Source organism: Roseomonas populi, from assembly GCF_024594815.1.
GTDB classification, from domain to species: Bacteria; Pseudomonadota; Alphaproteobacteria; order Acetobacterales; family Acetobacteraceae; genus Roseomonas; species Roseomonas populi.
The window spans coordinates 286,121-299,109 of sequence record NZ_JANJOU010000003.1; the positions used below are offsets into that span (position 1 = coordinate 286,121).

General features: G+C 71.0%; 12 protein-coding genes. 2 read left to right on the forward strand and 10 right to left on the reverse strand.

Features of this window, described 5'->3' with window-relative positions; genetic code table 11:
- Positions 1-9 precede the first annotated feature (9 nt).
- Positions 10-513: a hypothetical protein gene (locus tag NRP21_RS06630; protein WP_257715381.1), complete on the forward strand. Its 504-nt coding sequence runs from the start codon at positions 10-12 to the stop codon at positions 511-513.
- A 7-nt stretch (positions 514-520) separates the two neighbouring features.
- Here NRP21_RS06630 and NRP21_RS06635 read toward each other — a convergent pair whose 3' ends face one another.
- The 7 genes from NRP21_RS06635 to NRP21_RS06665 form a co-directional block, all read right to left on the reverse strand.
- Positions 521-1,375: an alpha/beta hydrolase gene (locus NRP21_RS06635; protein WP_257715382.1), complete on the reverse strand. Its 855-nt coding sequence runs from the start codon at positions 1,373-1,375 to the stop codon at positions 521-523.
- A gap of 50 nt (positions 1,376-1,425) precedes the next feature.
- Positions 1,426-2,694: a c-type cytochrome gene (locus NRP21_RS06640; protein WP_257715383.1), complete on the reverse strand. Its 1,269-nt coding sequence runs from the start codon at positions 2,692-2,694 to the stop codon at positions 1,426-1,428.
- Positions 2,694-4,460 carry a GMC family oxidoreductase gene (locus NRP21_RS06645; protein WP_257715384.1) on the reverse strand — a complete coding sequence of 589 codons (1,767 nt, stop codon included), beginning with the start codon at positions 4,458-4,460 and terminating at the stop codon, positions 2,694-2,696. The genes NRP21_RS06640 and NRP21_RS06645 overlap by 1 nt, the downstream gene beginning before the upstream one ends.
- Positions 4,460-5,206, reverse strand: a complete 747-nt coding sequence (locus NRP21_RS06650; RefSeq protein WP_257715385.1) for a gluconate 2-dehydrogenase subunit 3 family protein — start codon at positions 5,204-5,206, stop codon at positions 4,460-4,462. The genes NRP21_RS06645 and NRP21_RS06650 overlap by 1 nt, the downstream gene beginning before the upstream one ends.
- 182 nt (positions 5,207-5,388) lie before the next feature.
- Positions 5,389-6,273 carry a PPK2 family polyphosphate kinase gene (locus NRP21_RS06655; RefSeq protein WP_257715386.1) on the reverse strand — a complete coding sequence of 295 codons (885 nt, stop codon included), beginning with the start codon at positions 6,271-6,273 and terminating at the stop codon, positions 5,389-5,391.
- 46 nt (positions 6,274-6,319) lie between these two features.
- Positions 6,320-7,165: an endonuclease/exonuclease/phosphatase family protein gene (locus NRP21_RS06660; protein ID WP_257715387.1), complete on the reverse strand. Its 846-nt coding sequence runs from the start codon at positions 7,163-7,165 to the stop codon at positions 6,320-6,322.
- The gene (locus NRP21_RS06665) at positions 7,162-8,202 is read right to left on the reverse strand and encodes an amino acid ABC transporter substrate-binding protein (RefSeq protein WP_257715388.1); all 1,041 of its coding nucleotides are present in this window, start codon (positions 8,200-8,202) and stop codon (positions 7,162-7,164) included. Before NRP21_RS06665 ends, NRP21_RS06660 begins: the two co-directional genes overlap by 4 nt.
- Before the next feature lie 169 nt (positions 8,203-8,371).
- On the opposite strand from NRP21_RS06665, the gene NRP21_RS06670 reads away from it, so the two are divergent.
- Positions 8,372-8,944, forward strand: coding sequence for a hypothetical protein (locus NRP21_RS06670; RefSeq protein ID WP_257715389.1), 573 nt, complete (start codon positions 8,372-8,374; stop codon positions 8,942-8,944).
- Positions 8,945-8,946: 2 nt separating this feature from the next.
- Here the strand turns inward: NRP21_RS06670 and NRP21_RS06675 are convergent, their stop codons facing one another.
- The 3 genes from NRP21_RS06675 to NRP21_RS06685 are packed head-to-tail and all read right to left on the reverse strand — an operon-like array spanning position 8,947 to position 12,979.
- Positions 8,947-10,938, reverse strand: coding sequence for a DUF2075 domain-containing protein (locus NRP21_RS06675; RefSeq protein ID WP_257715390.1), 1,992 nt, complete (start codon positions 10,936-10,938; stop codon positions 8,947-8,949).
- 14 nt (positions 10,939-10,952) lie between these two features.
- The gene (locus NRP21_RS06680) at positions 10,953-11,828 is read right to left on the reverse strand and encodes a DMT family transporter (RefSeq protein WP_257715391.1); all 876 of its coding nucleotides are present in this window, start codon (positions 11,826-11,828) and stop codon (positions 10,953-10,955) included.
- The gene (locus tag NRP21_RS06685; RefSeq protein ID WP_257715392.1) at positions 11,825-12,979 is read right to left on the reverse strand and encodes a GNAT family N-acetyltransferase; all 1,155 of its coding nucleotides are present in this window, start codon (positions 12,977-12,979) and stop codon (positions 11,825-11,827) included. The genes NRP21_RS06680 and NRP21_RS06685 overlap by 4 nt, the downstream gene beginning before the upstream one ends.
- Positions 12,980-12,989: the final 10 nt, after the last annotated feature.

Below are 12,989 nucleotides of genomic sequence, written 5' to 3' on the forward strand. Positions count from 1 at the left end.
GGAGCAGGTATGGGCGGCGGTCGTCTAGATTTCATTCTCTCGGCCGGTGGGCCCATCCTGATCGGCCTCCTGCTCCTCGGCGGTCTGGCCCAGTACGTCATGAGGCGCAACGGAGCTCAGAAGGGCGCGGCCCTCGATGAGTTCGGTGGCGGGAATCAGGGAGATGCGGAGGCGGGCGCGAGCAGCCTGCGCCGCATCCACCCCAACTTCCTGGCGCTGCTGGAAGCGGTGGTGATGCCCCGCATCGCCGCCCATCCCGAATGGGAGAGGCTGGACGGCGCCTATGGCGTGCCCGGCCAGCAGATTTCCCAGTTCGCCCATGGTGACGCCGTCTATGCCATCAACGGGGAGAGCCGGATGGCGGCACTGGCCGCCGTCTATCATTGGCTGATCGAGCACCCGGGTGAGGATGCCCTGATGACCGGGCCTATGCGGAAGGGCGTCGGCCGGCTCGTGATCCGCCCGGAGGTGGGCTGGCCGAAAGCGGATGACATCCGGCTGGAATCGGTTTGAGCGGCGTTCAGGCCCGATCGGGGGAGAGCCGTGCCAGCCACCCCCGAGTGTCCTCCAGCACCGGCGCGCCTTCCAGGCCCAGGGTTCTCACCGGGCTCGCCAGGGCCGCGATGATCCCGATATGGCCGACGCCGGGGTAGAGGCAGGTTTCCACGGAAATCCTCTGTTCTCGGGCAAGCGATGACAGCCGGGTGGCCTGGGCCGGGCGCACGGTCTCGTCGGCCTCCCCCTGCAGGAGCAGGAGCGGCGGGGCGCCGCCGGAAAGCCGGGTGTCTGCCGGAGCGGCTCGGGCACGGCCGCCCGGTGCGTTGGCGAAGATGCCCCTGGGGTCGTCCTCCGGCCCGAACTCGTAGGGCCCGGCCAGTCCGATGGCACCGGCCAGCCTCTCCCGCGCGGGGCCGAGCCAGCGGGGATCAAGTGCCAGCGCCAGGGCGATGAAGGCGCCGGCGGAATGCCCCATGAGGATCACGGGCCGCCCGCGGCCGGGGCCGGCAAGGATTACCTGCACGGCCGCCGCACCGTCCTCCACGAAGAGGGGCCATCGGGCCTCGGGGAAGAGGCGGTAATCCGGCACGGCCACCAGCGCCCCGAGCGACGCGAGTGGGCGCGCGACGAAGCCGTAATCGGCGCGGGAGCCGGAGGTCCAGCCTCCGCCGTAGAAGAACACGATCAGCGGGGCGGAGGGGCCCGCGCCCTCGGGCGTGTAGAGGTCGTAGCGGCCCCGCTCTCCCGGAGCATAGGGAATCCCCTGCTGGAGGGCTGCGGCCCCGGCCGGGGTCAGGCCGTTGGCAAGGTCAAGGGCGGAACAGCCGGCCGCCGGGAGGGCGGCGGCCGCGAGGAGGAGCTGGCGGCGAGGGATCATCGGGAGGGCAACGCGGCCAAGCCGGGCCGTGTTGCCTCTCCCCGGCCGGATCAGGGCCGGTTTTCGAGCAGCCGCCGCATGTTGGCGGCATCACCCGCCGAGACGGCAGGGGCCGCGTTGCCCCAGGCGTTGCGGATGTAGGTCGTCACCGCCGCCACCTGGTCGTCGTTGAGGCGCCAGGCGAAGGCGGGCATGGCGGGCGAGGTAGGGGCGTGCGGCGTGTAGGCCGCGCGCACGCCCTGCATCACCACGCGCAGCACGCCCTCGCTGCCCTCCTGCTGCACGATCTGGCTGCCGGCGAGGCGCGGGAACATGTGCGGCACCCCCTGCCCGGTGCCCGTGTGGCAGGCCATGCAGCGGTCCGTGTAAATCGCCTCACCGATCTTCATCCGGTCGTCATCGCCGGAGACCGGGGTGCGGGCGGCCGCTGGCGTGGCCTCTTGCGAAGGTTCCTTCAGGTACACGGCGATGGCGCGCAGGTCGGCATCCGTCATCAGGCCGGTAGAGTACTCCACCACTTCCGCCATAGGTCCGGAGGCGGCGCTGCGGGCGTTGCGGCCCGTCTTCAGGTACTCGACGATCTCGTCGACGCTCCAGCTGCCCAGACCGAGGCGCTGATCGTTGGTGATGCTGGCGGCGAGCCAGCCTTGCAACGGGCCACCAGCGAAGTGCTGGCTGTTGCGGTCGCCGCCGAGCATGTTCTTCGGCGTGTGGCAGGCGCCGCAATGGGCAGGGCCTTCCACAATGTAGGCGCCGCGGTTCCACTCGGGCGAGCGGTTCGGATCCGGGCGGAACTCGCCGGGCTCGAAGAACAGCCCGTTCCAGGCGAGCATGGAGGCGCGGATGTTGAAGGGGAAGGGCAGCGTGTTGCGGTCCACCGGGTTGTGGATCGGCTCCAGCGTGTTGAGGTAGGCGTAGACCGCGTCCACGTCACGGCGCGTCATCTTCGTGAAGTAGGTGTAGGGGAAGGCCGGGTAGAGCCGCGCGCCGCCGGGGCGGATGCCCTCGTGCATGGCGCGGTAGAACTCGTCCTCGCTCCAGGTGCCAATGCCCGTCCCGCGGTCCGGCGTGATGTTCGGCGTGGTGATCATGCCGAACGGCGTCTCGATCGGGCGGCCGCCGACGAAGCCCTGGGCGCCCTCGTGATTTCCGTTCGGGTTCATGTGGCAGGCCACGCAGTCGCCGAGCGTGACGAGGTAGCGACCGCGCTCGACGGCGTCGTAGTTGTCCGGCGCCGCCTGGGGGGCGGGGCCGAGGGTAAGGGCGGCAAGGCCGGTCGCTGCGGCGAGCAGCGCGGCCTTGGGAGAGGGCGCGCGCATCAGGCCTGCACCAGCGGCTGGCCGGGGTTCTTCAGGTACTGCTTCGTGATGGCGTCCGCCGCGTGATAGGTCAGCGCGCCCACCGTGCCCGTGGGGTTGTAGCCGGCGTTCTGCGGGAAGGCGGAGGCGCCCATGACGAAGACGTTCGGCATGTCCCAGACCTGCAGGTACTTGTTGACGGCCGATGTCCTGGGATTGTCGCCCATGATCGCGCCGCCGGTGTTGTGGGTGGTCTGGTAGGGCACGACGCTCCACGGCCCCTTCTTCGGATTGGAGACGATCTGCTTCGCGCCCATGGCCCGCATGATCGGTTCCATCTTCGAGGTGACGTAGGCGGACATGCGCTCCTCGTTCGGCTTGAAGTCGAAGGTCATGCGGAGGAGCGGGCGGCCGAGGCGGTCCTTGTAGGTGGGATCCAGGTCCAGGTAGCAGTCGCGGTAGGACATGTTGCTGCCCTGGCTGCCGATGTTCTGGGTGGTCAGGTAGTTGTCGCGGGTCGCCTTCTTCCAGGCGCTGCCCCAGCGCGGCGTGCCCGGCGGTATGGGGCGCGCGGAGATAGGGCGGGCGTGGAAGGTGGTGCAGTTGATGTTCGCGCCGCCGACGAAGTTCAGCCCGGTGTGGTCGAAATTGTCGCCATTGTACTCGTCGGCCGTGATGCCGAGGGAGCCGGCGCCGGCCCAGGAATTGAAGAGCTGGTTGTCGAAGAAGCCGTTCACCGCCGAATTGGCCTGGTAGGCGTAGTTCTTGCCGACCACCCCTTCCCCGCTGTTCGGGTCGTAGGGCCTGCCGATGCCGGAGTAGAGCATCAGCCGCACGTTCCAGAGCTGGTAGGCGGCGAGGATGACGAGGTCGGCGGGCTGCTCCCACTCCTCGCCCGTCTCGTCCACGTACACCACGCCGGTGGCGGTCTTGCCGTCCCCGCTCTTGAGCACGCGCACCACCTCGCACTGCACGCGCGCCTCGAAGCCGGGGTGGCGCATCAGCACGGGCAGGATCGTCGTCTGCGCGGAGGACTTGGAGTAGTTCGCGCAGCCGAAGCGCTCGCAGAAGCCGCAGTAGGTGCAAGGGCCCTGGGTGACGCCGAGCGGATTGGTGTAGGCCTGCGACAGGTTGGCCGAGGGCAGCGGGAAGGGCTTGAAGCCCAGCTCCGTCGCCGCCTTGGTGAACATGTTCTGCGCGTGCTGCATGCGCAGCGGCGGCGTGGGATAGCCGCGCTGGCGCCAGCCCTCGAAGGGGTTGCCGCCCGGCTGGATCTGGCCGTTCACGTTGCCGGCCGTGCCGGAGATGCCGCAGAGGTACTCGAACTTGTCGTAATAGGGCTCAAGCTCGTCGTAGCTGATGCCCCAGTCCTGGATCATGTGGTTCTCGGGGAAGATCCCCTCGCCGTAGCGCTCCAGGTAGTGGCTGCGGATGTTGAAGTCGCTCGGCAGGAAGCGCCAGGTGTGGCCGTTCCAGTGGATGCCGGCGCCGCCCACGCCGTTGCCGGGCAGGAAGCTGCCCCAGCGGCGGATCGGCAGGGCCACCTGGTCCATGGTGTTGCGCGCGGTGACGCAATCCTGGCTCGGGCGCACGAAGAGGTCGTTGCGGATGCCGTAGCGCAGCTCGTCCGGCGCGGTGCCGATGTTGAAGTCGCTGGCGGTGTCGCGCCAGGGGCCGCGTTCCAGCGCCACCACCTGCAACCCGGCCTGGCAGAGCTCGTGGCCCATGATGGCGCCGGTCCAGCCGAGGCCGACGATCACGGCATCTTTGCGGGGAAGACGGCGCATCAGGTGCGACCTCCGGCCTTGTTCCACTCGGGTCGGCCAAGAAGGCTCACGGGCGGGCGGTTGTAGCGGGTGTTCAGCTTGTCGAAGACTTCGCGATAGTCGTAGCGCGTGCCTGGGAAACCGATGAGTTTCCAGCCCATCATGTCCTTGTTCCCGCCGTAGATCGGATCGGCGAAGAAGCCTTCCATCGTGTTGTTGTGGATCAGGTCGAACAGCGCGCTGCCGTTGAACTCGGGCGAGTTGGCCTCCCGCTTCTCCATAGAGGTGAGGAGGCGGTCCATCTCTTCGGCGGAGAGCTGGTGCGGCTTGCGGTTGCCGAAGTTGCGCGCGACATGCGCCGTGAGGCCGGCGAGGCCGCGGCGGTACTGCTCCGCGAAGGTGAGCTGGTTCTGGTAGCCCTGCGTGGGCAGCGGGTTCGCAGGGAACGGGCCCTGCATGTACATGCCCTCGTTGCGCCCATAGGGACCGGCGAGTTGGCGGTCGATGAAGATGGCGCAGCCCGCCTCCTTGCCGCCCGGGCCGAGATCGTCGGTGGGGATCAGGCGGTCAACGATCGCCTCGATCGCCGCGCCTTCATCCGCGGTGAAGAACAGCCAGGGTCCTGGCCTCGCCTCGGGCGGCGGGTACACCTCGTTGCCGAGATAGGGCAGGCCGGTAACGGTGCGGGCGTCCGCGGTGCCGACGAGGCCGAACAGGGCGGTTGTGGCGGCGAGGAGGGTTCGTCGGGAGAGGCGCTCGTCGGACATGGCAGAACCCTTCGGCGCGGGGAGTGGCCCGCTTTCACCGCTCCGGGGAACGGAGCGGCCCGAAGGTGCGACGCCCGGCGGGGTACCTGCATTTCAATCTGTTAACCCCTGTAGAGGGGTTCCCGCCGGATTCCGAAGTTCCGCCTATCCAAAGGGGTTTCAGTGGATTCACGATTGCGTGGTCATCTTGCGAGTGCGTCGCGTGCGCGCAGAAGTGCCGTGCGGCCGGCCGAATCGAGTTCCGGGAACTGCAGGTCCAGCGCCTCCATCGCCGATGCCACCGCTTCCGCGATCAGGAGACGCGCGAGCCACTTCCGGTCCGCAGGGATGACGAACCAGGGGGCGTGCGGGGCGGCGGTGGCGCGGATCGCCTCCTCGTAGGCGGCCATGTAGTCGAGGTAGCGGGCGCGGTCGGCCAGGTCGCCGGCCTGGAACTTCCAATTCTTCGCGGGCTCGTCGATGCGGGCCAGCAGGCGCTGCCGCTGCTCCTCCTGCCCGAGGTGGAGGAAGAACTTCAGGATGAGGGTGCCCTGGCGCGACAGGTAGCGCTCATGCGCCGCGATGTCCTCCAGCCGCTCCTCCCAGATCTGCGGGCCGACGAGCCGCGCGGGAAGCGATGCGGCCTGGAGGATGGAGGGCTGCACGCGCGGGACCAGCACCTCCTCGTACCAGGAGCGGTTGTGCACGCCGATGCGGCCGCGGCGGGGCAGCGCCACGTCGTGCCGCCAGAGGAACCCGTGCGAGCGCTCCAGCGTGCTGGGGGCGGAGAAGGATTCGACGTGCATGCCTTGCGGGTTCACGCCGGAGAAGACGTGCTTGATGGCGCCGTCCTTCCCGCCCGTGTCGGTGGACTGAAGGATGCAGAGCACGGACCAGCGCGCATCGGCGTAGAGGCGCTCCTGCTGCTCGGCGATCCGGGCAACGGTGGCTTCCAGCATCGCCTCCCCCTCCTTCTTGCCGAAGCCCAGGCCGCCATCGTCGTCCGTGGCGTAGCGGGAAAGGGTGAAGCCCTCGCCCGCCGTCACGCGGCGGGCCTCGGCGAAGGCGTGGACGGGGGATTTGCTCATGAGGGACTCCCGCGATGCTCGGTCCATGCCCGAACGCGCGAGGGGCTCAGGGGATGTCGAGGCGGATGCTGACGGGGCAGTGGTCGGAGAGGCGGCCGCGCCATTCCGGACCGCGCTCCGCATAAACCATCACGCGCAGGCTGCCCTGGGCCATCCAGCCCCGAGCGGGGCCGCCGAGCAGGATGTGGTCGATGAAGGGGCGCCCACCCCAGCAGGGGTTGGAGCGGCCGGCGGTGGCGCGGGTCAGCGGGGCCGCATGCTCCAGGGCGGGAAGGATCGTGGCATCGCGGTCGAAGCGGCGGTTGAAGTCGCCGGCGACGGCGAAGGCCTGCCCGGCCGCCTGGCGTTCGGCGATCCAGGCGGCCAGCACCGCCGCCTGCCGGGCGATATTCTCGCATTCCCGCCCGCGGTCGTCCGGCTCCCGGCAGCCGGATTGCAGGTGCAGGGAGAGGACGCGGAGGGAGGAGGCCCCCTCCCCCACCGTGACGTCCGTGCCGCGGCGGAGGGAGAAGCGGGCATCGGGGTTGAGGTCCAGCCCGGCAAGGTCCGGGTTCTGGCGGGCGGGGAGGCCGCGGCGCACGGCGATGCCGGCGCGCTGCACGTCCCGCTCATCGGGGAAGAAGAACTGCCAGCGAGCGGGGTCCAGCACGAGGGCGGCGGCCTCGGCTCCGTCCACTTCCTGGATCGCCAGCACGTCGGCCTCCAGCCGGGCGGCGTAGGCGCGCAGGCGGGCGAGGTCGGCTGGGTCGCGCCGCACCAGGTCGCGCGGCAGGGCGGGGTCGCCGGCCGGGCGCGCGGTGAGCCATTCCAGGTTCCAGGTGGCGAGCTTCAGCTCCGCCGCGCCGGCGGGAGCGGCGAGGAGCATCAGCAGGAGAAGGGCGCGTGCGATCACCGGATGGGCGGCGCGAACTGAAGGCCGCCCTCGTTCCAGAGACGGTTCAGGCCGCGCTCCAGGCCCATGGGCTGGATGTCGCGCTCCCACGCCTCGCCGTAATTACCGACGGCGCGAATGGCGCGGGCGGCCCATTCCCGGTCCAGCCCCATGGAGGGGCCGACCTCGCCCTCCACCCCCAGCAGGCGGCGCAGGTCGGGCGAGGGGGAGCGCTTCTGCTCCTCGATGTTGCGGCTCGTTACGCCCATCTGCTCCGCTGCGACGAGGGCGTAGCCGGTCCAGCGCACCACGTCGAACCAGGCGTTGTCGCCCTTGCGGACGAAGGCACCGAGCGGCTCCATCGAGATGAACTCCGGCAGCAGGAAGAACTCGGAGGGGTTGGTCTGGCGCGCACGGAACCCGGCGAGGCCCGTGAGGTCGCGCGTGTAGGCGTCGCAGCGGCCGGAGAGGAAGGCGGCCTGGATCTGGTTGGGATCGTCGATGATGACGGGCTGGAAGGTGCCGCCGTGCTGCCGGAACCAATCCTGCAGCACCAGCTCCGTGGTGGAGCCCGGCGGCACGCAGATGGAGGCGCCGTTCAGGTCCTTCACGTGCTGCACCCCGAGCGAGGTGCGGACGAGGAATCCCTGGCCGCTGTAGTAGTTCGCGCTGGCGAAGGAGAGGCCGAGGGCCGTCTCCCGCGTCGTGACCCAGGTGGTGCTGCCGAAGAGGACGTCCACCTCGCCGCTCTGCACGGAGGGGAAGCGGGTGAGGCCGGTGACGGGGCGGATGGTGACCTTGTCCGGATCGCCCAGCACGGCGGCGGCGAGCGCGCGGCAGGAGGTGACGTCCATACCGCGCCACACGCCCTGCCCGTCCGGTACGGAGAAGGGAGGGTTGTCGCCCTGCATGCCGCAGATCAGGCGGCCGCGCGCGCGGATGGCCTGGACGGTGGGGGACGGGTCGGCGGCCTCCGCCAGCCCGGGCGCGAAGAGCGCGGCGGCGAGGGCCAGGCCCGAGAGGAGGCGCCGCAGGCCGGGGCGGCTGGTGGTGGGCATGGCGATTCTCCGCTCGGGCAGGGCCGGTATCGGGTGACGAGGTGGCGGAGCTGTCAACGCAAGCGGCGCGCCAGACGGGACCGCGCTATGGTATTGCCCCGCATCAGACGGGTGATTCGCGTGACGCACCTCCCTCCCCTTTTCCGCTCGGCGCCTCTGGGCCGCGCTGATGCTGCTCGGCGCGGCCGGCTGCGCGGAGGCGCCGGACCGCGACGCAGTGCGCGGGCTGGCGCCCGGCGCGAGCCTGGACGCGCGCAGCATGGGGCGCGGCGGGGCGGCGGACCGGCCGGCGAGCGTGCAGGCGCAGCGCGTGGCGGATCGCGGCGCGACGATCTTCACCGTCTCTCCCCGGCTGCAGACGGGATCACAGGGCAGCCTGCCCATCGTCGTCACCAGCCTTGGGGCGGAGCGGCAGGACGCGACGGGAGAGGCGCGGACGAGCCTTCTCGTCACCGTCAGCAATGCGCGGGGCTATGGCGGGTTCTCGCGCGCGGAGAGCCGGGGCGGCGGCGAGATCGCGGTGCGGGTGGTCGGGCGGAACACGGACTGCGCGGGGATATCCGGCTGCCTCTACGTGGAAACGCTGCTGCTGACGGTGCCCGAGGAGGTGATGCGCCGGGCGGTTGCCGGAAACGGGCTGCGGGTGCGGATCGACGGGAACGCCTCCTTCGTGGAGACGGCCGTTCCGGCCGGCCATGTGCGCGCGCTGGCGGATGCGCTGGGGGCAGCGCGCGGCGGCTGATATCAGAGAAGGGTGGCTCGCTCTGGCACCGGGGCGGCCGGTTCTGTCGCCAGCGGGCGGGCGCCGCAGGCCAGGAGGTGCTCGGCCACGGCGTCCAGTTCCGCCGCATCGCGGGTGGGGTCGTGCCAGGGGCCGTCGCTGGCGGGGCTTCCGCGCGGAACCCAGATCACCGTCTCGTAGCGGGCGCGGGTCAGCAGCACGCGGTAGGTGTTCAGGATGAAGGCGCGCTCCGTGGGGTTGCGGACGGTCTGCCAGCGCGCGCCGGAGAGGTTCCGCATGTGCCAGCCCTCCGGGCCGCGCAGCATGTCGCCGCCCCAGGCCAGGCCGACCTGGTCCAGCTCCAGGCCCTGGCAGTCGTACTCGGTGGCATAGGTTTCCAGGGCGTCGGAGGCGCGGATGTCCGGCCAGCGGTCCAGGAACCAGTGCGGGATGTCGGCGGCCTGGACGCCCAGGCCTTCCGCGCGCAGGCGCTTGGCGCCGGAGGATGCGACGAGGCCGGCGCGGCGCAGGCCGCGGGAGAGATGGCGCAGGGCGGCGCGCATGGCCTGGAGGTCGCGCGTGACGAAATAGGGCACGCCGCCGGCCTCCCGCGCGATGCGGGCGGCCCCTTCCCCATCGCCGGAGAGGACGGCATCGACCCAGGGCGCGCCCTGCGGATCGCGCACGGAGCGCATGGGCACGGTGAGGTCGAGGTCGTCGTCCAGGGTGAGCCAGGGCTGCGGACCATCGGCGAGGCGCTGCGCGGCGAGCGGCGCGGAGAGCGCGCGGGAGGGGGCGACAGCGCGCCAGCCCTCCGCGGCGGCGATGACACGGCCCCATTCTGCCAGCCCTGCCTCGCCGGTGTTGATCTCCTGGCCGTTGCCGATGAGGGCGACGATCACGGACCAGTCGGCGTGGCGGCCCATGATCTCAAGCGTGTGGGCTGGCTCGCTGTCCGTCAGCTTGCTGGCGCCGCGGCGCTGCGAGGGCCTGGTGGCCTGGGCGCGGTCCCAGGCGCGCTGGGCCTCGTCGAAGACGATGACGCGCTCGGCCGGGCGCTCATCGGGGCGCTCGACGTAGTGCTCGAGGAAGCGGTGGACATTCTGGAGGGCGGTGACGGCTTGACCACGGGATTGGTTGCGGCGCCGGCCATCGGATGTGGCCTGGCGGACGAGGCTCTCGCGCAGCACCTCCACCAGCGGTGCATTGCCGGTGAGGAAGGCTGCACCATCGCCGCGCAGCGCGCCGAAGACGATGTTGAGGCCGCACAAGGTTTTCCCCGCGCCAGGGATGCCGGTGACGAAGACGGCGAGGTGCTGGCCTCCCTCCCGCGCGGTCTCGATGGCGCGGCGCACGGCTTCCGTGGTGCGGGTGAGGTTGGCGGCGTCGGCGCGGGCGGAGACCATCTCGGCGCTGCGATGCCGGTCGAAGAGCATGGTGGCCGCTTCAAGCACGTTCGGCACGGGGCGATAGGGGGCGGCGAACCAGGCGGCGTGGTCCAACGGGTTCGCGGGCGCGCCGATGGCGGCATGGGCTGCCAGTAGCGTCTCGCCGAGCGTGCGGTTGTTCGCGCGGAAGGGCTGGGGCACGCCGTGCCAGATCAGGGGCGGGTTGAAGGGCGCCGGCGGGGCATGGGTGGCGACCAGCACGGGCACCACGGGAAGACCGCGGCAGCCCGCATGGAAGTCGCGCAGGTCCAGCGCGTAATCCTCGGCCTGGCGGAGATCGGCGGGGCTGTAGGCCGCGGCGCCGTCCTTGATCTCCAGCACCAGCACGGCGCGGTCGGTCAGGATCACGAGGTCCGCGCGCTTCTCCAGCCGCAGCAGGTCGTATTCCAGCATCACCGTCCAACTCGCCGCCTCCGGCACGGCGAGGGCGGATTGCAGCAGGCGCGCGGTGGAAACCCAGGCGGCGCGCTGGGTGAGTTCCAGCGTGGCGTGGCGCGCGGCCTGGGCATAGGCGAGGCGCGCGGCCACGTCCTCCGGCGCGAGGGCGAGAAGTTCGGCGGCCGGCAAGGTCAGCCAGGGTCTCAGGCGCGTCTCCGCGAGGGCCAGGTCGCCAGGAGCATGCTCGCCAGAAGCAAAGCGAAGCCTAACGCGTGCGCGGTGGTCAGTGCCTCGCCGAGGAAGAGGATCGCGCAGGCGGCGGCGGTGGCAGGCAGGAAGGCGGTGAAGACGCCCGCGATGCCCGCGGGCGCGCGGCGCAGGCCGCCATACCAAAGGAGCAGCGCGAGCACGCTCGCCGTCAGCGCGTGGAAGAGGAGGAGCGCGAGCAGCACGGGATCGGCCAGCCGCGCGATGGTGCCAGCCTCCGGAAGCCAGGCCGGCAGCACCAGCGCGGCGGAGAAGACCTGCATCCACAGGGTGGCCGTCAGCAGCGGCAGCGTGCCAGCGGCGCGCTTGGCGAGGAGGACATAGGCGGCTTCCCCGCAGACCGCGAGGAAAACGAGGGCATTGCCGAGAAGGCTACCGCCCTCCCCCGCCCCGCTGCGGGCGAGAACGATCGCGGCCATTCCTCCGGCCGCCAGCGCCACGGCGGCCCAGCCGCGCTGGGGGATGTGTTCCCGCAGCCAGGCCGCGCTGCCCAGCGCCACCACGGCGGGCAGGGTGGCGAGGATGATGCCGCCCTCCAGCGCGGTGGTCAGGCGCAGGCCGGCGAGGAGGGCGACGTTGTAGAGAACCGTGCCGAACACGGCCTGCAGCAGCAGGTTCGCCAGCGCGCGGCGGCCGGGCAGGACCGCGCCGTCCCGCCACAGCACGAGAGGCAGGAGGACGGCGCAGGCGAGGAGGCAGCGCAGGCCGATGATGAGGGAGACGGGCAGAGCGTCGGCCAGCGCCTTCGCCACGGCGACGTTCGCGCCGACCAGGATCATCGACGCGGCGAGCTGCGCGTGGGCGGCGTTCAATCGGCCTCGCCGTCGCGGCGGTAGGGCGAGAAGGCGTCGAGTTCCGCCATCTCGGCTTCGATGGCGGCGCGCTCGTGGCGTAGGGAGTCCGCGACCGCGCGGCGCAGGCCGGCGTGCTGGATGAGGTGCGCGGAATAGGTGGGCACGGGGCGGTAGCCGCGCTGGATCTTGTGCTCGCCCTGCGCGCCGGCCTCCACGCGCTTCAGGCCGTGGGCGATGGCGAAGTCCAGCGCTTGGTAGTAGCAGAGCTCGAAATGCAGGAAGGGCGCCTCCACCAGGCTGCCCCAGTTGCGGCCGTAGAGCGCGTCCCGGCCCATCAGGTTCAGCGCGCCGGCCACCGGCACGCCGTTCTTCTCCGCCACCATCAGCACCACGGCATCGCCCATGCGCTCTCCCATCAGGGGCCAGAAGCGCGCGGTGAGATAGGCGCTGCCCCACTTCCGGTCCGTGGTGCTGCGATAGAACTTGTGGAAGACGCGCCAGATCTCCGGCGTGATCTCGCGGCCGCGCAGGGCGCGGATGGTAAGTCCCGCGGACTGCGCATCGCGCCTCTCGCGCCGAATCGCCTTGCGCTTGCGGGAGGACAGGGCGGCGAGGAAGTCGTCGAAGCTGGCGTAACCCTCATTCGTCCAGTGGAACTGCATGCCCATGCGCTGCAGCCACCCGCAGTCGCCGAGCGCCTCCCACTCCTCGCGCGTGCAGAAGGTGACGTGGCAGGAGGAGAGCTTCAGCGCCTCCGTCGCCTGCGCCAGGGCCTGCCCCAGCGCGGCGTGCGGGACGCCGGTCCCTGGGCGCACCATGAGGCGCGAGCCCGGCACGGGGGAGAAGGGAACGGCGACCTGGAACTTCGGGTAGTAATCGCCACCCGCCTGCTCGAAGGCGCGGGCCCAGCCATGATCGAAGACGTATTCCCCGTAGGAGTGGCCCTTCGCATAGGCGGGCGCGACAGCGACGAGCGCGCCGGTCTCGTCTCTCAGCGCCAGGTGCTGCGGCAGCCAGCCCGTGCGCGGGCCGGTGCAGCCGGATTCCTCCAGGGAGAGGAGGAAGGCGTGAGAGGTGAAGGGATTTCCGCTCTCGTCGCAGGCATCCCACTCGGCGGCCGGGATGTCGGCGATGCGGGGATGCAGGGAAAGGGTGAGTTCACCGGGCATGGGGCGCATG

What these genes read in the sequence shown, in the direction of transcription:
- NRP21_RS06645 (WP_257715384.1), bottom strand. Translation starts at nt 4,460, where the DNA reads ATGCGCCGTCTTCCCCGCAAAGATGCCGTGATCGTCGGCCTCGGCTGG.
- NRP21_RS06655 (WP_257715386.1), bottom strand. Translation starts at nt 6,273, where the DNA reads ATGAGCAAATCCCCCGTCCACGCCTTCGCCGAGGCCCGCCGCGTGACG.
- NRP21_RS06685 (WP_257715392.1), bottom strand. Translation starts at nt 12,979, where the DNA reads ATGCCCGGTGAACTCACCCTTTCCCTGCATCCCCGCATCGCCGACATC.
- NRP21_RS06635 (WP_257715382.1), bottom strand. Translation starts at nt 1,375, where the DNA reads ATGATCCCTCGCCGCCAGCTCCTCCTCGCGGCCGCCGCCCTCCCGGCG.
- NRP21_RS06640 (WP_257715383.1), bottom strand. Translation starts at nt 2,694, where the DNA reads ATGCGCGCGCCCTCTCCCAAGGCCGCGCTGCTCGCCGCAGCGACCGGC.
- NRP21_RS06665 (WP_257715388.1), bottom strand. Translation starts at nt 8,202, where the DNA reads ATGCCCACCACCAGCCGCCCCGGCCTGCGGCGCCTCCTCTCGGGCCTG.
- NRP21_RS06630 (WP_257715381.1), top strand. Translation starts at nt 10, where the DNA reads ATGGGCGGCGGTCGTCTAGATTTCATTCTCTCGGCCGGTGGGCCCATC.
- NRP21_RS06670 (WP_257715389.1), top strand. Translation starts at nt 8,372, where the DNA reads ATGCTGCTCGGCGCGGCCGGCTGCGCGGAGGCGCCGGACCGCGACGCA.
- NRP21_RS06650 (WP_257715385.1), bottom strand. Translation starts at nt 5,206, where the DNA reads ATGTCCGACGAGCGCCTCTCCCGACGAACCCTCCTCGCCGCCACAACC.